The 23,689-nt window shown below is 42.9% G+C and carries 23 protein-coding genes and 2 pseudogenes; 7 read left to right on the top strand and 18 right to left on the bottom strand.

Features of this window, described 5'->3' with window-relative positions:
* Window positions 1–293: 293 nt before the first annotated feature.
* Window positions 294–3,091, top strand: a pseudogene (locus tag ACLV7H_RS01685) (glycosyl hydrolase family 95 catalytic domain-containing protein); the annotation flags it as partial.
* Between the two features lie 146 nt (window positions 3,092–3,237).
* Here ACLV7H_RS01685 and mraY read toward each other — a convergent pair.
* The 4 genes from mraY to rsmH are packed head-to-tail and all read right to left on the bottom strand — an operon-like array spanning window position 3,238 to window position 7,757.
* On the bottom strand, window positions 3,238–4,218 hold the full coding sequence (mraY, locus tag ACLV7H_RS01680) for a phospho-N-acetylmuramoyl-pentapeptide-transferase (RefSeq protein ID WP_411866199.1): 981 nt from the start codon (window positions 4,216–4,218) through the stop codon (window positions 3,238–3,240).
* 1 nt (window position 4,219) lies between these two features.
* Window positions 4,220–6,475 (bottom strand): penicillin-binding protein PBP2X, encoded by a 2,256-nt coding sequence (gene pbp2X / locus ACLV7H_RS01675; RefSeq protein ID WP_411866198.1) that lies wholly within the window; start codon window positions 6,473–6,475, stop codon window positions 4,220–4,222.
* 3 nt (window positions 6,476–6,478) lie between these two features.
* Complete coding sequence (gene ftsL / locus ACLV7H_RS01670; protein ID WP_000840795.1) at window positions 6,479–6,796, bottom strand: cell division protein FtsL; 318 nt, start codon at window positions 6,794–6,796, stop codon at window positions 6,479–6,481.
* 10 nt (window positions 6,797–6,806) lie between these two features.
* The gene (rsmH, locus tag ACLV7H_RS01665) at window positions 6,807–7,757 is read right to left on the bottom strand and encodes a 16S rRNA (cytosine(1402)-N(4))-methyltransferase RsmH (RefSeq protein WP_411866197.1); all 951 of its coding nucleotides are present in this window, start codon (window positions 7,755–7,757) and stop codon (window positions 6,807–6,809) included.
* Between the two features lie 161 nt (window positions 7,758–7,918).
* On the opposite strand from rsmH, the gene ACLV7H_RS01660 reads away from it, so the two are divergent.
* The 5 genes from ACLV7H_RS01660 to ACLV7H_RS01640 are packed head-to-tail and all read left to right on the top strand — an operon-like array spanning window position 7,919 to window position 10,081.
* On the top strand, window positions 7,919–8,113 hold the full coding sequence (locus ACLV7H_RS01660) for a helix-turn-helix transcriptional regulator (RefSeq protein ID WP_001082470.1): 195 nt from the start codon (window positions 7,919–7,921) through the stop codon (window positions 8,111–8,113).
* Window positions 8,114–8,128: 15 nt separating this feature from the next.
* Entirely contained in the window at window positions 8,129–8,671 is a 543-nt protein-coding gene (locus tag ACLV7H_RS01655; protein WP_411866196.1) for a DUF3278 domain-containing protein, read from the top strand.
* A gap of 10 nt (window positions 8,672–8,681) precedes the next feature.
* Complete coding sequence (locus tag ACLV7H_RS01650; protein ID WP_411866195.1) at window positions 8,682–9,017, top strand: hypothetical protein; 336 nt, start codon at window positions 8,682–8,684, stop codon at window positions 9,015–9,017.
* Window positions 9,018–9,029: 12 nt separating this feature from the next.
* The gene (locus ACLV7H_RS01645; protein WP_411866194.1) at window positions 9,030–9,608 is read left to right on the top strand and encodes a DUF3278 domain-containing protein; all 579 of its coding nucleotides are present in this window, start codon (window positions 9,030–9,032) and stop codon (window positions 9,606–9,608) included.
* Window positions 9,605–10,081, top strand: a complete 477-nt coding sequence (locus tag ACLV7H_RS01640) for a glutathione peroxidase (protein WP_411866193.1) — start codon at window positions 9,605–9,607, stop codon at window positions 10,079–10,081. Before ACLV7H_RS01645 ends, ACLV7H_RS01640 begins: the two co-directional genes overlap by 4 nt.
* 21 nt (window positions 10,082–10,102) lie before the next feature.
* On the opposite strand, the gene ACLV7H_RS01635 is transcribed toward ACLV7H_RS01640, so the two are convergent.
* From ACLV7H_RS01635 to ACLV7H_RS01610, 6 genes are all read right to left on the bottom strand, one after another.
* Window positions 10,103–10,411, bottom strand: coding sequence for a DUF5960 family protein (locus ACLV7H_RS01635; RefSeq protein ID WP_411866192.1), 309 nt, complete (start codon window positions 10,409–10,411; stop codon window positions 10,103–10,105).
* The gene (locus ACLV7H_RS01630) at window positions 10,404–10,766 is read right to left on the bottom strand and encodes a hypothetical protein (RefSeq protein ID WP_411866191.1); all 363 of its coding nucleotides are present in this window, start codon (window positions 10,764–10,766) and stop codon (window positions 10,404–10,406) included. Before ACLV7H_RS01630 ends, ACLV7H_RS01635 begins: the two co-directional genes overlap by 8 nt.
* Entirely contained in the window at window positions 10,763–12,178 is a 1,416-nt protein-coding gene (locus tag ACLV7H_RS01625) for a Y-family DNA polymerase (RefSeq protein WP_411866190.1), read from the bottom strand. Before ACLV7H_RS01625 ends, ACLV7H_RS01630 begins: the two co-directional genes overlap by 4 nt.
* Window positions 12,179–12,181: 3 nt before the next feature.
* Window positions 12,182–12,868, bottom strand: a complete 687-nt coding sequence (locus tag ACLV7H_RS01620; protein WP_411866189.1) for a helix-turn-helix transcriptional regulator — start codon at window positions 12,866–12,868, stop codon at window positions 12,182–12,184.
* Window positions 12,869–13,130: 262 nt separating this feature from the next.
* Window positions 13,131–13,643 carry a GNAT family N-acetyltransferase gene (locus ACLV7H_RS01615; protein WP_411866188.1) on the bottom strand — a complete coding sequence of 171 codons (513 nt, stop codon included), beginning with the start codon at window positions 13,641–13,643 and terminating at the stop codon, window positions 13,131–13,133.
* Window positions 13,644–13,705: 62 nt separating this feature from the next.
* Window positions 13,706–14,671 (bottom strand): hypothetical protein, encoded by a 966-nt coding sequence (locus ACLV7H_RS01610; RefSeq protein ID WP_411866187.1) that lies wholly within the window; start codon window positions 14,669–14,671, stop codon window positions 13,706–13,708.
* Between the two features lie 245 nt (window positions 14,672–14,916).
* Here ACLV7H_RS01610 and ACLV7H_RS01605 point away from each other — a divergent pair.
* Window positions 14,917–15,066, top strand: a pseudogene (locus tag ACLV7H_RS01605) (site-specific integrase); the annotation flags it as partial.
* Between the two features lie 105 nt (window positions 15,067–15,171).
* Here ACLV7H_RS01605 and rpsI read toward each other — a convergent pair.
* From rpsI to ACLV7H_RS01565, 8 genes are all read right to left on the bottom strand, one after another.
* The gene (gene rpsI, locus ACLV7H_RS01600) at window positions 15,172–15,564 is read right to left on the bottom strand and encodes a 30S ribosomal protein S9 (protein WP_000075973.1); all 393 of its coding nucleotides are present in this window, start codon (window positions 15,562–15,564) and stop codon (window positions 15,172–15,174) included.
* Between the two features lie 18 nt (window positions 15,565–15,582).
* On the bottom strand, window positions 15,583–16,029 hold the full coding sequence (rplM, locus tag ACLV7H_RS01595) for a 50S ribosomal protein L13 (RefSeq protein WP_001044624.1): 447 nt from the start codon (window positions 16,027–16,029) through the stop codon (window positions 15,583–15,585).
* Window positions 16,030–16,243: 214 nt separating this feature from the next.
* Window positions 16,244–17,443 (bottom strand): ABC transporter permease, encoded by a 1,200-nt coding sequence (locus tag ACLV7H_RS01590; protein ID WP_411866186.1) that lies wholly within the window; start codon window positions 17,441–17,443, stop codon window positions 16,244–16,246.
* Window positions 17,440–18,333 (bottom strand): ABC transporter ATP-binding protein, encoded by an 894-nt coding sequence (locus tag ACLV7H_RS01585; RefSeq protein WP_411866185.1) that lies wholly within the window; start codon window positions 18,331–18,333, stop codon window positions 17,440–17,442. Before ACLV7H_RS01585 ends, ACLV7H_RS01590 begins: the two co-directional genes overlap by 4 nt.
* Window positions 18,334–18,586: 253 nt before the next feature.
* Window positions 18,587–20,992 carry a phenylalanine--tRNA ligase subunit beta gene (pheT, locus tag ACLV7H_RS01580; protein ID WP_411866184.1) on the bottom strand — a complete coding sequence of 802 codons (2,406 nt, stop codon included), beginning with the start codon at window positions 20,990–20,992 and terminating at the stop codon, window positions 18,587–18,589.
* Window positions 20,993–21,123: 131 nt separating this feature from the next.
* Entirely contained in the window at window positions 21,124–22,170 is a 1,047-nt protein-coding gene (pheS, locus tag ACLV7H_RS01575) for a phenylalanine--tRNA ligase subunit alpha (protein WP_411866183.1), read from the bottom strand.
* A 272-nt stretch (window positions 22,171–22,442) separates the two neighbouring features.
* Complete coding sequence (locus tag ACLV7H_RS01570) at window positions 22,443–23,093, bottom strand: phosphatase PAP2 family protein (protein ID WP_045593573.1); 651 nt, start codon at window positions 23,091–23,093, stop codon at window positions 22,443–22,445.
* Window positions 23,083–23,646, bottom strand: coding sequence for an ECF transporter S component (locus ACLV7H_RS01565; RefSeq protein ID WP_045593575.1), 564 nt, complete (start codon window positions 23,644–23,646; stop codon window positions 23,083–23,085). Before ACLV7H_RS01565 ends, ACLV7H_RS01570 begins: the two co-directional genes overlap by 11 nt.
* Between the last annotated feature and the right edge of the window lie 43 nt (window positions 23,647–23,689).

Raw genomic sequence — 23,689 nt, 5'->3', positions numbered from 1 at the left:
GTTTGGAATACTCTCAACTGTTTTTTAGTAGTAAATGATCTAGTTGAGAGTTGGAAAAGAGGAGCTGCTTGCTACTTATTCTACTATTTTAAGAAAAAACAACAACAAATATGTTTCTTGCTAAAAAGCTATTGACAAATGCTAGATGACCAGTAGAATGGGATGTGAGGAGATAAATAGAAACAATTTAAACGAAACTGCTTTATAAAATGTAAGCGGTTTCTAATGGACAAAGGGGTTTTATGAAAAAACACTTTTGGGAGAAATCCTGTCGCTAAAGCATCCGCAAGCTGATGGTTGGGACTGCTTCTGTTTTACTGATTTACTGGGGGCTGTTTTTCTAGTCAACCACACTGTAGCCGCAAACAGTGTGGAGGTCAAACAAACTGAACCAACCTCTGTCGAAGCTATAACTAAGCCTGATAGTGGACCCAAAGCAGCTGAAGCTACTGAAACTAAAAATCCGTCTCTAGCCGAGAGTCCAGTAGTTTCCGAAAGCAAGCTAGCCGAAGAGACTCAGACAACAAATAGTCAAGCTAGTGAAGAAGCCATTGTAGAAGCTAAAGAACATAAGGAACCTGAAAAAAAAGATCAGCCTGTGACAAAGCAAGAAAACTATCAACTCAACTACGATCAACCAACAGCTCCCTCCTATGATGGATGGGAAAAACAAGCCCTTCCTGTCGGAAATGGAGAGATGGGAGCCAAGGTTTTCGGTCTAATTGGTGAAGAAAGAATTCAGTACAACGAAAAGACCCTCTGGTCTGGAGGTCCCCAGCCCGATAGCACCGACTATAACGGAGGGAACTACAAGGACCGCTACAAGGTCTTGGCAGAAATTCGTAAGGCTCTCGAAGATGGAGACCGCCAAAAAGCCAAACAACTGGCTGAACAAAATTTAGTTGGGCCTAATAATGCCCAATATGGTCGCTACCTAGCCTTTGGTGATATTTTCATGGTCTTTAATAACCAGAAGAAAGGACTAGATACTGTAACTGATTATCATCGTGGTTTGGATATCACAGAAGCCACTACGACCACTTCTTATACCCAAGATGGAACAACCTTCAAACGCGAAACCTTCTCCAGCTATCCTGATAATGTCACCGTGACCCACTTGACCAAAAAAGGAAACAAGACGCTTGACTTTACCCTTTGGAAAAGTTTGACAGAAGACTTGCTCGCTAATGGCAACTACTCTTGGGAATATTCTAACTATAAGAATGGTCATGTCACTACAGATGCAAACGGAATCCTTCTAAAGGGAACTGTCAAAGATAACGGTCTCAAATTTGCATCCTATCTAGGAATTAAAACGGACGGAAAGGTGACTGTTCAGAACGAAACTCTGACCGTTACAGGCGCAAGTTATGCAACCCTCTATCTCAGTGCCAAGACTAACTTTGCTCAGAATCCAAAAACCAACTATCGAAAAGACATTGACCTCGAAAAAACAGTTAAAGGGATTGTCGAAGCAGCTAAGTCCAAAGACTACGAGACACTTAAAAAGGCCCATATCAAGGACTATCAAAGTCTCTTTAACCGCGTTAAACTAAATCTAGGCGGAACCAAGACTACTCAAACGACAAAAGAGGCCCTTCAAGGCTATAACCCAGAAAAAGGGCAAAAATTGGAAGAACTCTTCTTCCAATATTGCCGATATCTACTCATCAGTTCGTCTCGTGATCGGACAGATGCTCTTCCTGCCAACCTCCAAGGAGTCTGGAACGCTGTAGACAATCCACCTTGGAACGCTGACTACCACCTCAATGTCAATTTGCAAATGAACTATTGGCCAGCTTACATGAGCAACCTTGCTGAAACTGCCAAGCCAATGATCAATTACATTGATGACATGCGCTATTATGGCCGTATCGCTGCCAAGGAATACGCAGGTATCGAATCCAAAGACGGACAAGAAAATGGTTGGCTGGTCCACACTCAGGCGACACCATTTGGCTGGACTACTCCAGGCTGGAATTACTATTGGGGTTGGTCGCCAGCTGCTAATGCCTGGATGATGCAGAACGTTTATGACTACTACAAATTCACCAAGGATGAGACCTATCTCAAAGAAAAGATCTATCCTATGTTGAAAGAGACTGCCAAGTTCTGGAACTCCTTCTTGCACTATGACCAGGCCAGTGACCGTTGGGTGTCTTCTCCATCCTACTCACCAGAACACGGTACCATCACCATCGGAAATACCTTTGACCAATCGCTAGTCTGGCAGCTATTCCACGACTACATGGAAGTTGCCAACCATCTGAAAGTCGACCAAGACTTAGTCACAGAGGTCAAGGCTAAATTTGACAAACTTAAACCACTTCACATCAATAAAGAGGGCCGTATCAAAGAATGGTACGAAGAAGACAGTCCGCAATTCACCAATGAAGGGATTGAAAATCACCACCGCCACGTTTCCCATCTAGTTGGTCTCTTCCCAGGTACGCTCTTTAGCAAGGACCAGGCTGAATACCTAGAGGCTGCGCGTGCTACCTTGAATCACCGTGGAGATGGGGGGACTGGTTGGTCTAAGGCCAATAAAATCAACCTCTGGGCTCGTCTGCTGGACGGTAACCGTGCCCATCGCTTACTCGCTGAACAGCTCAAGTACTCAACTCTAGAAAACCTTTGGGATACCCACGCGCCTTTCCAAATCGACGGAAACTTTGGAGCGACCAGTGGGATGGCAGAAATGCTTCTCCAATCACACACTGGCTATATTGCACCATTGCCAGCCCTTCCAGATGCATGGAAAGACGGTCAAGTTTCTGGCTTGGTTGCCCGTGGTAACTTTGAAGTCAGCATGAAGTGGAAAGATAAAAACCTGCAAAGCTTGTCCTTCCTTTCAAATGTCGGTGGAGACCTGGTTGTAGATTATCCAAATATCGAAGCTAGCCAAATCAAGGTCAATGGCAAACCAGTCAAGGCAACGATCCTTAAAGATAATCGTATCCAGCTTGCAACGCAAAAAGGTGACGTCATTACCTTTGAACATTTCCCTGGCCGTGTGACCAGTCTGACAGCCGTTCGACAAAATGGAGTCACTGCCGAACTTACCTTCAACCAAGTAGAAGGCGCTACCCACTCCTCTTCTTAGCAGGACTCAGCCTAGCCCTCACAGCAACTTTTATGTTAAAAGGGAGAAAGGATGACTCCAACTAACCTTTAAGCACACAAAAACAGGATGAAGATCACCTTCATCCTGTTTTATTTTGTAATCAAAAGTTAGTTTTACAGTAGGTATAAAAAGGCTAGGGTCAAGAGACTTGCTAGAAGCCCAACTCCCCAAAAGAAGAAGTCAACCTTCCACTCGCTCCAAGGATTGCCCTTGCCTGAGAATCCTCCAAGCTCAAAATGATGATGCACAGGTGTCATACGGAAAATACGCTTTCCACCACTAAGTTTGAAGTAAGTGACCTGCATCATAACAGAGCTTGTCTCAAAGACATAGATAATCCCAATCAACAAAAGGGTCCATTCTTGGTGGAGGGCCATAGAGATTGCTGCCAGCATCCCACCAAGAGCCAAACTTCCCACATCTCCCATGAAGACCTTGGCAGGCTTGTGGTTAAAGACGAAGAAACCTAGCAAACCACCAATCATGGCAAGAATCACAAGAAGGATATCCAGTTGATTTTGCATATAAGCAATCACACCGTAGGCCGATAAGCTAATCACTACGGAAATACTTGCTAAGCCGTCGATCCCGTCCGTCAGATTCACCGCATTTGAAAAGCCAACTAGCCAGAAAAGGGCAAAGAAAATATAGAAAATTCCCAGATGAACTTGGTAACCAAAAACCGAAAGCATATCGCCACCACGCTCATAAAAGAGGTAGAAAATCACTCCTCCAAGGAGCTGGAGAGCAAGTTTTTGCTTGGGATTTAAGCCTTCGTTAATCTTACGAAAGACCTTGAGGAAATCATCCAAAAAACCTACCAAACCATACAAAACCAAGATAAACAAAATCATGCCTACATTGTTGGTCAATTGTTGGGTAAAGAGAGCGACAAGGAAGCTCACAACAACTACAACGATCAGGAAGACAAGACCTCCCATGGTTGGAGTTCCAGCTTTAGCTTGGTGTTGCTTGACATCCTCGTGCATCTGCTGACCTGTAATCTGTGCTTTTCGATAAAATCGGATAAAGGCTGGAATACCTATCAAGGTCAATAGAAAGGCTAGAACTCCAGCACTAATGGAACTAATCATCTTAATCTCCTAAAGTTATTTTCATTTTTTTAATGTCTTTGAGGGCTGTATTGGCACGGACACTTTGTTTCTTGACCGTTTTGCCACTACCTTCCCACTCGACTTCTATATTCAGCCATTTGGCAAATGTTTGCACATTTTCATCTGTCCAGCCGTACATATCAGGCATTTCTTCGACCTTGTCAGACAGGATTAAGATCTGCTGATTGGCTTCCAAATTATCTCCTTCAGCAACCGAGAGTTCCTTGATCTTGGTTCCTGTTCCGATAACGATTGGTTGGACAAGGTTGCGACGCAATTCCTCTGCTAGGTCTCCCGGCGTAAAGTCCTTGGTAGCTGGCATGGCATAGCTTGTCGTCTTGCTGACCTGATCTAAGCTCTTGGCAGTTGACTGAAGATTGAGGGATTCTTTCATAGCAGAAGCTCGCTCAAGGATTGGGTTGGCAAACTCCCCAAGCTGAACACCTGAATAATGCTCTGGCTGTTGCACCGTCACATAGAGGATAAAGTCAGGATTTTCTGCAGGATGCATCGACACAACAGAGAAGATATTGTTGGTTTCACCTGTTAGGTACCCCCCATTCTTCTCATCAGCAATCTCAGCAGTCCCTGATTTGAGGGCAACATTCTGACCTGGAACATTGACATTAGGCTTTCCTGTGCTATGGTTGTACATGGTACCATAGACAGGATCTGTTCCGACCATGACCATGTGATCCCGAGTAGAGGATGCTGTCGCTTTTGATACAGGATTTCCGACGATTTCCTTTTGAGACTTACGAACAGACTGGTCATTTGGATCATAAAGAGCACTGATAAATTTCGGCTCCAACATAACCCCATCGTTGGCAATAGCTGTAAAGGCACGAAGCATCTGGGTCTGGGTTACAGAAATCCCTTGTCCAAATGAACTCATGGCGATATTGACAATGTTATCAGCAGGCAATTGACCTGTGTACTCATCTGCCAGACCAAAACGGGTCGGCACCCCAAATTTAAAGCGGTTAAGGTAGTCCAACCAAGTTGCATCCCCCATCTTTTGCTCAAGCAAGGTCATCCCGATATTACTTGAGTGGGCAAATCCTTGAGAGAAGGTCATAGTGCCACCACTGGTCAATCCTTCATTGACGTCCCAGTCTCGAATGGTCGCATCTGCTATTTTCAATTCACTGCTGTTAAAGTATTCGCCACCAGGGAAGGTATTGTTGTCAATAGCCGAAGCTAACATCATCACCTTCATGGTCGATCCTGGCTCATAGTTACTTTGATAGAGGATATCACGCCAGACAAAGTCTTTTGTGATGCCATCCTTGGTATCTGCGTTAAAGGTTGGCCGTTGGGTCGTAGCCAGGATTTCCCCTGTTTTAGCGCTGACCAAGGTAGCCGTCATATACTTGCCTTTTACCTTTTCCTGGAAGGCATCCATCTGGGTTTCCATAAAGGATTGCAAGGGACTAGAAAGGGTTGTGTAGACATCTTTTCCATCTACCGTTTGTTGGGAAGCCTGATCTGTACCCGGAACAATATTTCCCAGACGATCCTTCTCATAGGTGATGATCCCATCTGTACCCGCCAGAATGTTATTTAAAGAACTCTCTAAACCAGATGTCCCAATCAAACGTTTGGTGCCATCCTCATTTTCATGGAGTTGCGCTAAACCGATAAAGGATGAAGCAAACTGTCCATTGGGATAACTGCGGTTAGGACTAGTTGTAAAGTCAATCCCCTCAACACCAGCGGTTTTTAGGTCATTTTTAATGGCCATCATATTGGCATAGGTAATCCCATTTCCCTTGGTACCAAAAGATACCTGTTTTAGATCTGGCTGAGAAAGTTGTTCTTTGACATAGGACTCCTCCATATCCAGATACTTATGGAAAATCTCAGCTACCTTATTAAATTGAGAATCCTCTACATAGAGAATTTTTCCTGTTGCTGACTTGTAGTTCTTGTCAATAACGGCATAGATATTATACGAAGTCGCATCCTCAGCAATAGGCGTTCCATTACGATCGTAGATGGTTCCCCGTTTTGCAGGAATCGTCTTGGTTGTTTGATGGACCTTGTTTGCTTCTTGAACCAGGTTCTTACCAAATTTTTTACCCGTTCCGATAATGACCGCAAAGTTGACCAAAAAGACAGCGAAGAGTATGACAGCCAATAAACTCAGGCTTTTTCCTACTCTTCTGCGGTTTTCTTCTGGAGATTTGCGATTACGAACGGCATAACGGATGATTTTTTCTTTCCACTGTTTCATATCTTACTCCGCCGCTCGGATATTTTCGTTATTCAGCTGCAAATCCTTAGAGTTTGCAATTTCTTTCAAACGTTCTGAACGAATCAATTCATTGACCTCTTGCTTGGCATCGTCTAGCTCGGTTTTCTTTTCTTCGATTTGAGCATTGACCTTGGTCAATTCATTCTGAACTTGTAATAGCTTGGTCTGCATAAACACAACGCTAATTGCCAGGATAATCATTGTTGCAGCAATCGAAACATAGAAGGCCTTTTCCACACGTGAAAAACCTTTAAACTTCGTTTGCAATAACTGGCTTGTTTTTTCGATTCTTTCTGCCATGTTTTTCCTCTTACTTGTGAATTTTTCTAGCCACGCGCAACTTGGCTGAATGCGAACGATTGTTGGCTTCTAGCTCTTCAGCACTTGGCAAGATTGGCTTGCGGGATACCAATTCCATCTTGGGCTTAAGATCATCTGGAATGAGGGGCAAGCCTTTGGGAACTTCCACTGTTGAAGCTTCTTTGAATAATTGCTTGGTCAAGCGGTCTTCCAACGAATGGAAGGTAATGACCGAGATTCTCCCATCGAGAGCCAGCATGTCCATGGCCTGTTGGATGGATTCATCTGCCGCACCCAGCTCATCATTGACTTCGATTCGGATAGCCTGGAAAATCTGCTTGGCAGGGTGTCCCTTTTTCTTGAGTTCCTTTGCAGGCTTGGCTGACTTGATAATCTCTGCCAACTCCGTCGTTGTCTCAATGGGTTTCACCTCACGCGCTTGCTCAATCTTTCGGGCAATCTGTTTAGAAAACTTATCCTCGCCATATTTAAAAAAGATCCGAACCAAGTCATGATAGTCATAATGATTGACCACCTCATAAGCCGTCAGACTAGCTTCCTGATTCATCCGCATATCCAGTGGCGCATCCTTTTTATAAGAAAAGCCACGCTCACGCTGATCCAGCTGAGGACTGGACACCCCTAAGTCATAACAAATTCCATCAATTTCCTGGACACCAGCCTCCTGCAAACGTGCCTGCAAATGACGGAAGTTGTCCTTGATAAAGGTTACCATCCCCTTTTCGATATAGGGTGCCAACCGTTTTTGCGCATTGTCAATAGCATTCTGGTCCTGGTCAAAGGCATAGAGATGCCCTTTTTCGCTCAATTTACTCAATAAATATTCGCTATGGCCTGCTCCGCCCAAAGTCGCATCAACGTAGATACCGTCAGGTTTTACGTCCAGCATATCAATCGTGTCATGAAGCAAGACCGTTACATGATGAAATTCTTTTGTCATATCTTATCTATTTTACCACAAATCTGACCAGCTTGCACTTGTCAGACAAGGCTAAGTTTCTTCGAAAAAAATTCCCAAAAAATGTCACATATACTTGACATATCATCTCCAAAAGAATATAATATAGTCAAATATATGCGACATATCAGAAAGGAGACCCTATGAATCGTGTCAAAGAATTCCGTAAGGAACTGGGCATTTCCCAGCTCGAGCTCGCCAAAGATATCGGTGTCTCGAGACAGACCATCAACATGATTGAAAATGACAAGTACAATCCTACTCTGGAACTCTGTCTCAATCTCGCCCGCAGCCTCCAAACTGACCTTAACAGTCTTTTTTGGGAAGACGATTTTTAAAAAAGGAGCAAACAAATGAAAAAAGAAACTCTCACTGAAAAACTCATCAAACGCACATACGGCATTTCTGGTCCCCTTGACGAACACAAACGGCGCGAGGCCGATCGTATCGGGAATCAGGTCTTTATCGTTCTCTTTTATCTCATGATATTTGGCAACCTCATCCCCTTTGTCCTTGCTTACAAATACCCGCAAATTGTCGCTATCGGCTATCCTCTCGTGGTATTTGGCATTTCGATGATGGCTGCCCTCTATGTGGTCTCTCAAACCAAAAAAACGGGCATCACAGCTATTGATCCCGAAATGCTGAGTCAAAAAGAAAGCAAACAGCTACATTTTCCGGGTCTAAAAGCGGGCCTGATCTACGGCATGGGCATGTTCTTTGGAATACCACTGCTGAATACCCTAACCGATGATAGCAAGGATTATCTTAGTTCTCTTTTAAATACAGGACATTTTATATCAACTATCCTAGCTACCTTCTTCTTCGGATTGACCATACAAATCATCGTCTCTCTTCGCATTCGAAAAGCTAAGAAAGATCAAGAAGACGACTAGGAGGTACCTTATGAAATCACTAGCTAGACTACTGATCAGTCATGTTTTTATCAGTATTTTCCTTTCCTTCTCCCTTGTTTCAGGAGCTATTTCTCATACCGTTTTAATACTCTTACTCCTCTTTCTTCCTGCGCTCAATAAAGGACTTGAGAAGATCCAATCAAAACGGATACCTATCCTCAACGCTGCCCTTTTCTTCCTCCTTATATCCTTTCCACAACTTTTAACCAACCCCACCCAATGGAAATTTCCAATATTCCTAGCCGTAACCATCATTTCAAGTTTGGTCTACTTCTATAACTTTTATCAAGTAGTTAAAGAAGTAGATCAAAAACAGTTGATTTAGGAGATTCCTCCCATGAAAAAAGAAGATTTCACCACTCGCTTACTCAAACTATTCTTTCACATACAAGGCCCCTTTGATGAATGCCGTCAAGAGATGATTTACAAGGCTTGTGCCCGTACCTTGATCCAAATCGTTTACTCCTCCCTCCTACTCTTATTGTTCTATCTCCTATTTGGACGCTTTATAGAGTTGGTTCGAGATACTATGCCCTACCTCTATTTTGGACTCATCTTCATCCTCTCGTCCAGGGCGAGATTAGCAGTTCGAGACTTACATTTGAACAAGGACGACCAGTCCGAGATTCATCACAAAAGCTACAGCAAAAGTCAAATCAACCTTCGTAGTTGGGGTGTATTCATCAGTATTCAGCTTGGTCTCTTCCTCTTACTAATCTTTCATAAGCTCTTTGTTCAGCATCTTCCCCTCGATACATTTTGGGACAATCTCTCCCAGTTCGATAAAATACTCCCTTTACTAGTCTTAGGTTTGGGAATTGGTGCTATCTTTGGAACCATGACCTATGCCTTTTTATCGGAACACGAGTTGAAACACTCTGATTCAGGAATGCATAAGGAGAATATAGAAAAATGACCAGTATATATGATTTTTCCGTTTTGAACCAAAATAACCAAGCAACTCCCCTGGAGAGCTATCGTGGCAAAGTTCTCTTGATTGTCAATACTGCTACTGGATGTGGTTTAACACCCCAGTACCAGGGACTTCAAGAACTCTATGAACGCTATCAAGATAAGAGCTTTGAAATCCTAGATTTCCCTTGTAATCAATTTATGGGACAGGCACCCGGCAGCGCAGAGGAAATCAATAGCTTCTGCAGCCTACACTATCAGACAACTTTCCCTCGCTTTGCCAAGATCAAGGTCAACGGCAAGAAAGCAGATCCTCTTTATGTTTGGCTAAAAGACCAGAAAGCTGGTCCTCTAGGAAAACGAATCGAATGGAATTTTGCTAAGTTTCTCATTAGCCGAGATGGGCAAGTACTTGAGCGCTTCTCTTCCAAAACAGACCCCCAAACCATCCAAGAGTCTCTCCAAAAAATACTCTAATTTCTTTTTAAACGTATCCTTTCAACCAAAATAGAGCTGTTGGTCAGTATTCTCGACTCCAGCATATGCATAGGTTCGATTTCTAGGGCACTCTTTTTCTGTCACTACCCTAAAATAAAAGCGATGCTCCCGCCCATCCTTGGCATTTTCCTTGTTTAAAACAAAGTAGTTTTTCTGATTCATTGCCATGGTTCGTAGGATATCATCGATCAAAAAAGTCAAGGGAACATTCATGGCAGAGTATTTTTGGAAATCCTCTTCAAAGCGGATATAACTATCTGAAAAATAATTCATCTGCAGTTTGTTTTCATACAGCTCTTTTCTAGTCATACACTCCCTCCTCCCACAGTCGAATTTCGAGGATGTCTGTAAGCTCTATCAGTCTATATCCCTCGTTTGTCCTAATAGATAGAGTTTGAGGTGATAATTCGCTCACCTCACCGATGATTGTCGTTTTTTGCTTTCTTTCCTTGACAACAAAACATCCCTTCAATTGACCAACATAAAGCTGAGAAAGCAAGAGTAGCTTCTCAACTGAATTCAAATTCGTCGAAAAATCAACACGATTTTTTTCGTCACCAAGCGAGCTGGTATGCTCTGAGAGGAAAAAGCCCATCCACTTCTGCATGCCTGGATCTTGGTAGTCTCGCGCAGATTGAAAAGGTAAATAAGAACGATCAATCATTGTAATCCGTCTAATCCTCCAGCAGAATGCCCCCCAATCAGCTTGCTTCTGGCAAGACTCCTAGAGGCTTCTTCCAGTGCATTGGCCTTTAAGAGAGAAGTGAAGCCAAATTGTTCCCGGATGGAGTCAATAGCCGTCTGGAGCCTTTCTTCTTTTTCTAACTTGTCAACATCATCAAAGAGAGAGATCAAACCAAAGGACTCGTCCACAAATCCTGAATAGTTGACTCCGACACTTCTGACCGCCCCAGAAGTGTATTTGTTATGAAATAAGTTCAAAACATAATCCGTTAAGATAGCTGTATTATTGGTCGGTTCGACCTTCATTTGTGTGTGAATAGACGGCCTAACCTCCTCTTTAGAGAAACCAACATAAATAGAGACAAGGGTTGTTTTCTTTCCCGCCCTTCTCAATCTAATAGCCACCTGCTCTGCCATTTCTCGGAGAATAATTTCAATATCCCGTAGCTTCACGTAGTCTCTCGGCAAGATTTGAGAATTTCCCAAGCCTTGGGACTTGGCTTTATAGGGCTTATGAACATTGCTCTCATCAATCCCATTAGCATGAAACCACAAACGCAGGCCAGCCTGACCCAGAGCTTTCTTTAATTGGTCGGGATTGCTGGTTGCCAATTCCTTGATGGTAAAAATCCCCAGAGCATGCAAGCGTTTCTCCATCCGCCTGCCAATCCCCCAAAAATCCGTCATCTTGGGAATGGCCCAGACCTTCTCTTCCACATCCTGGTAAGACCAATTGGCCCTCATGGTCGGGGTGTGCTTGGCCTCATTATCCAGAGCCAACTTGGCCAGTAAGGGATTGGCATTGGACATCCCCACCGTAGAGTAGATCCCTGTCTGCCTCCAAATATCCCTCTGGATGCGGGCAGAAAGCAGATCCAGCTTGTCTTTGCGAGAGAGATTCTTGTCTGGGATAAAATAGTTGAGCGAACTAGTCAGATCAATAAAACCTTCATCAATAGAGTAGGGATAAATATCATCTGGACTGCCATAATTTTGAAAGATTCGCTGGATTTCCATATTGACTGCGATGTACTCGTCCATCCGAGGAGGGACAATCAAGGTGACTTGGGCCCAATCTTCGATGTAGCGAACATAGTCTAAGTCAGTAGGCAAGCCTTGCTTTCGAGCATTGTAATAGGAAAATTTGCGCGTTTTGATATCAAAAGGCAGATCATAGGCCCGGCCAACATTTGACTTGCCAAAAATCTTCTTAAACATGGGAGAGGAGGCTAGGATAAGACCAGTTGAATTATCCGCGCGACTCATGACACAAAGCGAGGTCTTCAGCGGATGCAAGCCTCTTTTCACACACTCAACACTGGCATAAAAAGATTTCATATCGACAAAGGCAATATCACTTTTGGGCTCTCTGGAATAATCAAAATAGCCCATAGGCTAGCCCTCCATTGGCACAAAATTCCCAACGATAATCCCCACAATCCGAGGATCTTCCTCATAGGAGATGAAAATATCCTTGTATTTAGGATTGATAGAGACCAGACGCAAGCCATCTTCCTCCCGATAGACCCGTTTGATATAGGTCTGGTTGTTACAAACCACTGCATAAACTGCCCCGTCATAGTCAAATCCGGTCTCTCGAATCAAAGCCACGGAACCATTTTGATATTTAGGTTCCATGGAGTCCCCAGCCACCCAGGAAGCAAAATCGTGGGCTAGTTCCTCATTAAAGTAAACCGTATCAAAATTCCGATCATCATAGACCGAAGCCCCAATCCCTGCTGACATGCGTTCATAGACACGATATTCGTAGAGTCGTTTTGACATATCCGCAACCTTCTGGGCTTGTTCCTCTTGAGCTAGGTTGCGAGCATAGAGCACAACCTTTTCTTTCCCTTGCTTAGAGAGGCTATTGTAGAGACGAACAATCTCGATCTGGGTGAAATAGCCTTTTGCGACTTTTAAAATCTTCTCCAGCTGAGCAACCTTCTCCTGGGACGGTTCCTTAACCCCGCGTTCCCAAGCCGAATAAGCCTGAAAACTAATCCCCAGTTGCTCTGCAATCTCTTTTTGTGTCAGTTTTAGCTCTTTCCTCCGAGCTTTGAGTTTTTCTGGTTGGTACATGATTCACCTCCTAGTGTGATGCTTTAATGGACATTATCTCCCTTAGAAAGATCAATTGATGATTGAGCTTACATTCCCAAAACTCAACCAATCTGGTTTAGTTTTATTATATAAAAAAAGCGGTCGATTGTCCACTGGGAAAATCAAATTTTAACAGACATACCCAGAGATTCTAAACAAAAAAACATCCCAGAGAAAATTCTTGAATGTATGGAAAGATTATAACTCCATTAACCTTTTCAATAGACTGGAATTGATGATATCATGGTCTCCTTATCTCAAATACTGCTGTATGGACCCACTCATTATGAATTTGTAAGTCATTTTCTATCATCCTACTAAAGGTGAAGCCATTTTTTAAAAGCACTCTCTGAGAGGCCAGATTATCCCTTGCCGTTCCCGCAATGATTCTATTGAAACCATAAGTATGAAACGCCTTGTCTAAAACAAGTCTAACCGCTTCGCTAGCATAGCCTAAGTTGCTAACATTTTCCCCAATCCTATACCCAAGCTCTGCTGTTGTTCGATCATTCTCTAAAACACTTAAATTGATTCTTCCGACCATAACACCTTGCGAATCTCTGATTAGATGCATGTAGACAGCCCGATTCCTTTGTTCCGTTAACAATTCCCTTGTAATTTCTTTAAAACCTTCTGGATCAAAATAGTTAGCTGGTCTAGGAGGTAAATTTCGCTCAAAATACTCTCGATTTTCTTTTTCAAAAGAATAGACATCTAGACTGTTTGCTTCAGACAACAACTCTAAACTGATCATTACAAAACTCCCCTTCTCTTCTTAGTAAAAATATTGTTAGACGGAACTATCCCTAGCAACTCCTACTCTAATTTCTGCAACAGCTTTACAACTTGCCGATTTTCAATCCTCACATAGTATACACCATTATCACTGACAAGTTTATCCTCCTTATACTTAGCAATTTTGACAGCATAAAGACCGCGTGGTAGGGGTTGGTTGGCAAAAAATTCCTTCATGAGCCTTTCAAGCTCTTTAAGATAGTCATCATACAAGAAATCTCTTTTTTCTTTTGGAACGAAATATTGAAATTCAAATGTCGGTATAAAAATCTCTTTTTGGAAAAGATATTGAGCATCCATTGGGTACATTCCTTGCAGAGCTTGACCCTTGCTTTGATTTTCCTCTAATACTTCATTATAAAGATAGATATTATCAGATTGGTTATTAAATTCAAAACCAATACCTTGGTACTTCAAATCAGGCAGTTTAGGATCTTTGATTGAACTGTCCAGTGTTTTTAAAAATTCACTGGTGCCTGGACTAACCTCAATCCCTAAATAGGCTAATTCTGGGAAAACATCATAAATTTTTTTACCATTTTTGTAATCAACCTCTGCATCTGTCTTTCCATATGTTTCACTTTTCGAAAAGCGAGTATAGTATTTAAATCTAGTTTTAACCTGATAGGTTTTTCCAGCTATATTTTCACTGTAGCTACCATGGATTATAAATCCTCCCACACTTGTATAGTTTTTCTCGTATTTTTCTAACTCAAACTGTCCTGTAAGACCGTAATTTTGATAAGAACGATGCACAGCTTGCTCAATCTCAGTTCGACTTGCATGGGCAAACAGCCCCCACATATCCATTAGAGAAAAAATCGGAGTGAACACTGTGAAGATTACCATTGGAATCACTATGGATAAGCAACCTATTAATAGCCAATTTCTTTTCTGGGCCTTTCCTTCAGATTTTTTAGCAGTTTTCAGTTTTCGTTTTAAGATTAGAATGAGCAAAACCAAAATCCCTAATACTAATAAAACCAATCTACAATCTCCTTTTATCGTGGATAGCTGTTAACAGGTGTATAGGAGGCTGACAGAAATACTCTTCTCACCTGCTAACTTATCCTGAAATCCATAAACTCGTCTGAAACGAGGAACAATCCTTATCCCATTATACCACATGGGCAATGCCGTGAGAAGATGAGAAAAACAAACACTCCATGGCAGGAAACATAAAAAAACACCCGAAAGGTGTTCTTTGCAAGTATAGTAATTCTCTCGAATTAACATTTACTAAACAAGCGGGAATGAGCTTAGAAGCCATTTCTGAAGCTCTGACACATAGCGACACAGGTACAACACAGATTTATGTCAATACTTCTAATATAGTCCCTATGGCAGTCGGTGAATTTGCCTTAAAATCTCTAAAACAATAAGGTGAAAATAAGGTAAACTTTGAGGTGAACTTTTTCAAAAAACATAAAAAAGCACCCATGAGGTAAACTCTTGAGTGCTTTGAAACGTTGATATAATCGTATTGATTAACGTTTTGAGAATTGTGATGCTTTACGAGCTTTCTTAAGACCTGGCTTCTTACGCTCAACTTTACGTGAGTCACGTGTAAGAAGTCCTGCGCGTTTCAATGAATCGCGGAAGTCTGGGTCTACTTGAAGAAGGGCACGAGCGATACCATGACGGATAGCTCCTGATTGACCAGCGTATCCACCACCTACAACGTTAACGAAAACGTCGTATGAACCTACAGTTGAAGTAACTGCGAATGGTTGGTTGATTACAAGACGAAGGTCAGCGTGTGGGATGTACTCTTCAACATCTTTTTTGTTAACAGTGATTTTACCAGTTCCTGGAACAAGGCGAACGCGTGCAACAGCGTTTTTACGACGTCCAGTACCTGCATATTGTGCTTGTGACATACTTTATTGTTCCTTTCCTTAGATAAGTCCTGAAATATCAAGAACTTCTGGTTGTTGTGCAGCGTGAGTGTGCTCAGCTCCAACGAATACTTTCAATTTCATACCTTGAGCGCGGCCAAGAGTATTGTGTGGAAGCATACCTTTAACTGATTTTTCGATCAAACGTACTGCATTTTTAGAACGAAGTTCACCAGCAGAGATTTGTTTCAATCCACCTGGGTGGTTTGAGTGAGTGTAGTAGATCTTATCAGTTGCTTTTTTACCAGTCAATTTAACTTTTTCAGCATTGATAACGATTACGAAGTCACCTGTATCAGTGTGTGGTGTGAATGTTGGTTTGTTTTTTCCGCGAAGTACGCTAGCAACAACTGCTGAAAGGCGTCCAAGAGGTACATCAGTTGCGTCAACAACGTACCATTTGCGTTCTACTTGGCCTGGTTTAGCCATGAATGTAGTTTTGTTCATGATTTCTCCTATATGAATATCGTTTTTGTTTACTGGGCGGATGTTCCGGTCCGCGGGGTATTTGAAAGGTTCCGGGGCCTTACAAATGGGGTAAACAATACCGTCTACTATCATACCAAATTTTACTACTAAAAGTCAATAGATATGAAAAATAATTTTCCCTATTTAACCTTTAAAATATCACAAAAACCTCGTGAAAACGAGGTTTCTATTGCTATTTGTAAGCTAAGGCACGTTTGAAGCTTTTCCATAGACCTAAGTCATCTGTCTGAAGGACTAGGCTGGCATACATGCGTCCGATAAAGGCTGTTGCAGTCACCGCAAAAACGACTGTAATCGCTAGTGAAATCCAAGCTTCTAAATCACTTGCATAACCATTGATGGCTCTAAATGGCATAAAGAAGGTCGAAATAAAGGGAATGTAAGACCCAATTTTCAAAACCAAATTGTCTCCTGCAGCGCCCAAGGCTGTTACCCCCATAAAGCCTGCTATAATCAAGATCATCAATGGCGACAAGGCCTTACCGGCATCTTCAGGACGAGTAACCATGGAACCAAGGAAGGCTGCCAAAACTACATACATAAAGAGGCTAACCAAGACAAACAATAAGGTATTGAGCGAGAAGGCCTCTCCTATATGGTTTAAAATACCAGATTGTGCCAAGATTGGTAGGTCTTTAAAGAGCAGAATGGCAGCCAGCCCACCCACGACGTAAATGCCAATATGAGTCAAAATCACAAGAAGTAGAGCCAGCATACGAGCGTAGAAATAATGACTAGCTCGGATACTAGAGAAGACCACCTCCATAATTTTGGTTCCTTTCTCGCTAGCTACTTCCTGAGCAGTGACACTAGCATAGGTAATCAAAATCATATAAAGGAAGAAACCAAGCCCTGCGGCCGCAATGGTTTGAACAATTTTTTTGTTTTCCTTAGATTCATCAATCTTCTCAGTAAAGTCAACGGTTTGACTCAGGCGCTTTTCCTGCTCTTGGGACAAATTGGCTGCCGAGCGATTGAGTTGGTATTGAAGCTCATTGAGTTTATTGGTTACTGCTAGCTTGATGCCTGTTTCAAGAGAAGTTTCACCATGGTAAACGGCTTTGATGACACTATCCTCTTGATCAATAGTTAGGTAACCCTTGATTTTTTCATCCTTGATAGCAGCTTGGGCACTGGCTTCATCCTTATAATCAAAGTTGATACCATTGGTACCCTTGAGCCCTTCTTCCACAGATGGCACAGTTGTTACTACTGCTATCTTGCTATTCTTGGCCATAGAAGACCCTTGGAGATAGCCAATTCCTACAGATAAGGCTAAAAAGAGGAACGGCGAAATCACCATAAAGAAGAAACTCCACGACTTGACATGCCGAAGATAGGTTTCCTTCATTACAACCCACATATTTCTCATACTTCCACCCCTGATTCTAGTTTAAAGATTTCATCGATTGTTGGAGCTTGTTGGTCAAAGGTCGCAATATATTGACCTTGAGTGAGGATTGGAAAGAGTTCCCTTCCAGCGCTCTCATCATCTAGGATCAATTTCCAACTGCCTTGCTTGGTCAAGCTCACCTGTTTGACGTGAGGAAGTTTTTCCAATTCTTCCTTGCTTTGTTCACTTGAAACAAAGAGACGTGTTTTCCCGTATTGATTGCGAACATCCTGAACTGGTCCATGCAAGACTACACGTCCATCACGAATCATCAGGATATCATCGCAAAGTTCCTCAACATTGGTCATGACATGGTCAGAAAAGATAATGATTGCACCGCGCTCTTTCTCTTTCAAGATGACCTGTTTGAGCAACTCGGTATTGACTGGATCCAAACCACTAAAAGGCTCATCCAGGATAATCAAGTCTGGCTCATGGATTAGGGTGATAATCAGCTGAATTTTCTGTTGATTCCCTTTAGAAAGACTCTTGATTTTGTCGGTCAATTTGCCCTTCACTTCAAGTCTTTCCATCCATTGAGGGAGTTTTTCCTTGACCTCATTGGCATCCATGCCCTTTAGAGTCGCCAAGTAGCGAACTTGTTCAAGGACTGTCAACTTGGGCATGAGGCTGCGTTCCTCAGGCAGATAGCCAATTCGAGCGTAGGTTTCCTGACGAATCTCCTGCCCATCCAGACTGATCTCTCCTTGGTACTCCAAAAATTTCAAAATGCTGTGGAAAATCGTTGTTTTCCCAGCACCATTTTTCCCGACCAGCCCTAGAATTCGTCCTGGACTTGCCTGAAAATCGACACCAAACAAGACTTGCTTGGATCCGAAACTTTTCTCTAGATTTCTTACTTCTAGCATCTTCCACCTCCGAAATATGTTGCACTTATTATACTCCTTTTTGATAGCCTTTACAATCATTTGTATCCATTTTTATCGTGATTTTTTATAGTAAAAATCTACCAAATTTAAGGCTTTTAAAGAGCTCCAGTGATAGCTTTAGTATAACTCATTAAAGACTATCTGGGAGGACTTTTTCCTCAACTGTCGCTTTTTATTCCTGAACTAGCATTTTAAGAATTTCAAAACCCACCCCGAAGGATGGATTGAAAATTTAACGTACTTCTGCATGGACTTTTTCTTCGAGAGAAGTTTGGATTTTTTCCATGTAACGTGCTACTTCTTCGTCCGTCAAGCTATCTTCTGGATTTTGGAAAGTTAGGCTATAGGCCATTGACTTCATACCAAGTCCCAGTTTTTCACCTGAGAAGACGTCGAAGAGTTTGATATCTGTCAAACGTTTCACGCCTGCAGCTTGAATTGCGTCTACAACTTCTTGATGGCTAATTTCTGCCTTGAGAAGAAGGGCAATATCACGGCTAACTGCTGGGAATTTCGTGATTTCCACAAATGGAGCAGCTGGCTGAAGCGCTGCTTCGATGGCGGAAAGGTTGAGCTCCGCTACATAAGTTTCTGGGATATCGTAAGCCTTGGCAGTGACTGGATGTACTTGCCCGAGGAAACCAAGAATTTGGTCGCCGAGTGAAATCACGGCCGTACGTCCTGGGTGGAGGCTTGCAATCTCAGCTGTTGCTGTATAAGCCACTTCTAGTCCCAAGCGAGCAAAGAGGGCTTCAAGGATTCCCTTAGCATAGAAGAAATCAACTGGAACTGCTGCTGTTTGGAAGTCTTTTTCTGCAACCAAGCCTGTCAAGGCAAAGGCAAAACTGTTGATTTCATTTGGTAAATCTTCTTTTGAATTGCCTGTTTGTTCAAAGACTTTTCCAATCTCATAAAGAGCCAAGTTTTTGTTCTTACGAGCCACATTGTAGGCAACGGTATCTAGGATACCAGAAACCATATTTTGACGGAGAACGGAGCGATCCACTGTCATAGGCCACATGAGTTCTGTCAGCTTACTTGGTTGAGCCGTAAACTCAACTGCTTTCTCAGGAGTAGTCAGAGCGTAGGTGATGATTTCAGTCAGTCCTGCTCCTTCAGCAATGGTACGAACTTGACGACGGAGTTTCTGTGTCGCTGTCAATTCACCTGCTGTACCATCGTCTTTTGGAAGACTGGTTGGCAAACGGTCATATCCATAGATACGAGCGATTTCTTCAAAGAGGTCTGCTTCGATAGTGATATCCCAACGACGACGTGGGACGCTGACAGTGAAGGCTTCCGCATTTCCAGAAAGCCCAAAGCCAAGACGACGGAAAACGTCTTCTACATCAGCATAAGAAAGCTCAGTTCCAAGGACACGATTGACGTCTGCAAGAGTTGAAGAAACTTCTACGTCTGATGTGTCAAGTTCCCCAGCTGAAACGATGCCTTTGCGCACCGTCGCACCTGCAAGTTCTGCAATCATACTAGCTGCCGCATCAAGGGCTTCATTGACTGTTGCCACGTTGATTCCCTTTTCAAAGCGCGAAGATGATTCTGAACGCAGATTAAGACGACCGCTAGTCTTACGGATGGATTTTCCATTGAAAACAGCAGCTTCAAGGACGACACGACTAGAATTTTCAGAGATTTCTGTTGCTTGACCGCCCATAACACCTGCAAGGGCAACTGGCTTGTCTGCGACAGTGATAATTAGGTCATTTGTTTCCAAGTCACGTTCTTCACCGTCCAAGGTCACCAACTTTTCACCAGCACGCGCTTCACGTACACGGATGTCAGTCCCTTCAAAGGTATCCAAGTCAAAAGCATGCATAGGTTGACCAAAGTAAAGCAAGATATAGTTGGTCACGTCGACCACATTGTTAATCGGACGGATGCCTTCGTTCATAAGAAGATTTTGCAACCACTGTGGACTTGGTGCGATGGTCACATTGTCCAAGATACGGGCCGCATAGTATGGCGCCTTATCTGTTTCAATCCCTACAGAAAGAGCATCTGCTGCACTTTCATTTGTTTCTGTTAAACTGAATTCCTTAAAGCTAACTGCCTTGTCATAGATGGCTGCTACTTCGTGAGCTACCCCACGCATAGAAAGAGCGTCTGCACGGTTTGGAGTGATGGAAAGTTCGATGATTTCATCATCCAAGTCTAGGTAAGAAAAGACTTCGTCCCCAGGAATAGCATCTTGAGGCAAAATTTGGATACCATCTGCGAATTCCTTTGGCACAACTGAGTCCGAAATACCTAATTCACCAAGTGAACAAATCATTCCGAGAGACTCTAAACCACGGATTTTCCCTTTTTTAATCTTGTAGTTGTCAGCGATGCGAGCTCCTGGAAGAGCCACCATGACCTTGATGCCAGCACACACATTTGGGGCACCACAGACGATTTGACGGGCTTCTTCTTCGCCAACGTTAACCTGACAAACATGGAGGTGAGTTTCTGGCACATCTTCGCAAGAAAGCACCTCACCGACGACAATTTTTGAGAGACCAGCAGCCGGTGATTCCACACCTTCTACCTCAATCCCTGTAGTTGACATTTTTTCAGCCAACTCTTGTGATGGTACATCAATGTCCACCAATTCTTTTAACCATTTATAAGATACAAACATAATTCTGATTGTAAGATCCCACCGAGTAAGACCTTTTCAATTCCTTTCTTTTTCTTCGAGTCAGTCGTTTCAATTTCTAAACTATGTGAAAACGAGAACGACTGTATAGGACGTTTTTTCAGGTTTCAATCTTATTTAAACTGTTCTGAGAAGCGGACATCTCCTTGGTAGAATCCACGGATATCGTTGATTCCGTAACGGAGCATAGCTACACGCTCTTGTCCTAGACCAAACGCAAATCCAGAGTAAACAGTCGCATCGATTCCACTCATCTCAAGGACACGTGGGTGAACCATACCGGCACCCATAATCTCAATCCAACCTGTTTTCTTACATACGTTACAGCCTTCTCCACCACACTTGAAGCAGGAAACATCCACCTCAACAGATGGCTCTGTGAATGGGAAATAAGATGGACGCAAACGGATCTGACGCTCTTCACCAAACATTTTTTGAACGATCAATTGAAGCGTTCCTTGAAGGTCTGCCATAGAGATGTTTTTCCCAACAACCAAGCCTTCGATTTGGTGGAATTGGTGACTGTGGGTCGCATCATCCGTATCACGACGGAACACACGACCTGGCGAAATCATCTTCAAAGGACCCTTTGAAAAATCATGGGCATCCATGGCACGCGCCTGAACCGGAGACGTGTGAGTACGAAGCAAGATTTCTTCTGTAATGTAGAAAGTATCCTGCATATCGCGGGCTGGGTGATCTTTCGGAAGGTTCATACGTTCAAAGTTGTAGTAGTCTTGCTCTACTTCAAAGCCATCCACGACTTGATAACCCATCCCGATGAAGATATCTTCGATTTCTTCACTAGTTTGAGTGAGAACGTGACGGTGACCTGTCGCAACTGGGCGACCTGGAAGAGTCACATCAATGCTCTCACTAGCAAGTTGAGCTTCTACTTTCTTTTCTTCCAAGAGCTTAGCTGTTTCTTCGAAGGCAGCTGTCAAGACATCACGCGCTTCATTGACGTATTTCCCGATGATTGGACGCATCTCGGCAGAGACATCTTTCATCCCTTTGAGGATTTCAGTAAGCGACCCTTTTTTACCAAGGACAGAGACACGCAAGTCTTGCATCTCTTTTTCATTTTCAGCAGAAATCTGCTTCAAGCTAGCCAGCGTTTCTTCACGAAGCGCTTTTAATTGTTCTTCAATAGTTGACATAATTCCTCCATCAGTCGTTTTCAGATAAAAAGAAAACCACATACCAAAAACTCCAATCGGAGCGTTGACACGCGGTACCATCCGTTTTCATCTGACAAGTCAGACCTTCATTTCCAAATCCATGCGCAAGTGAATTCACCCAGCTTTCATATAGAGAGCTTGCAGTCACGGCTCTCCTCCCTGATGTACTTCCCTTGAGTTACTAGTCTTGCGGATTCCTATTCAATTACTACTTAGTTTATCAGATTTTTACCATTCTTGCAAGACCTATCTCACTTCTGCTTGCCTTTAAATCTCCATTGGAAGCGAAGTTTGTCATAGAAGGGAAATTCGATAAATAAGACTCCCAAACCCACACAGAAACTGGCAAGAACATCTGATGGGTAGTGAACTCCCAGATAGACCCGAGATAGTAGCACACTGACTAGGTAGAATCCAAGGACGATTTGCACAATTTTTCTCCAAACCGGATCTTTAATCCGTTGACTGAGGATGACAATCAAAGTCCCTACCATCAGCGTCACTGCCAGAGAATGGCCACTTGGGAAGGAAAATCCCTTCTCCTCGACTAAATGTAAGATAGCTGGTCGTGGGCGCTGGTAAATATTTTTAAAGGTCGCGATTAAAAGACCAGCTAAGGCTAGATTGCCCGTCATGAAGTAGCTTTCTATCTTCCACTTCTTACGATAAAAGATAAAGGCTGCAATGGCAACCCAGGTGATGATCACTGGGATATCAATCAAATGCGTAAGCGCACGGAATAGAACTGTCAAATAATCTGGCAAGTCCCCACGAAGGGCAGTCTGAAGCGGTTGGTCAAAACCGACCAGAGTTTCGGGGTAAAACTTAACCATATAGCCAAGAAGGACGAAAAGTAAAAGGGCAAAACTGCCCTTCATTAAAAATGATTGTTTATCTCTCATAATGTTTTAAGGTTGGTTTCAAGAGGATGTATAACAACCAGAATGAAACGGCAAAGATTACACCCTCAATCAAGTTAAAAGGTAATACCATAGTCATGAGGTAGTTGGAAAGTCCCAAAATTTTTCCAATATCAAAGTTGGCAAACTTCGCGTACAAAGGAACAGCATAGACATAGTTGAGAAGCAACATTGCCACAGTCAAGCCGACAGTTCCCGCTAGAGATGCTAGTAGAAAACGAAGGGTGCTACGTTCCTTTTTCCAAATCAAACCAAATGCGATAACAAAAACTCCCAAGGCTACAATATTCATTGGCAACCCAATATAAGTATTCACTCCCTGGCTATTGAGAAGCAACTTCAAGAGTGATCGCAGCAAGAGAATCCCTAGAGCAGCTGGCAAATCCATCACCACCAAGCCCACAAGGACTGGCAAAATACTAAACTCAATCTTGAGGAAGGTCGCCGCTGGCAAGAGCGGAAAGTCAAAGTACATCAGCACAAATGAAATGGCTGATAAAATCGCAATGGTCGAAAGTCGACGTGTGTTTGTCATAACAGGTTCCTCCAATTTTCTATAAAATCAGAAGAAGTTGGAA

The organism is Streptococcus oralis (genome assembly GCF_965111685.1).
GTDB lineage: Bacteria > Bacillota > Bacilli > Lactobacillales > Streptococcaceae > Streptococcus > Streptococcus oralis_B.
The sequence above is the reverse complement of the archived record's forward strand: the minus strand, read 5'-3'. Positions and strand labels throughout refer to the sequence as shown.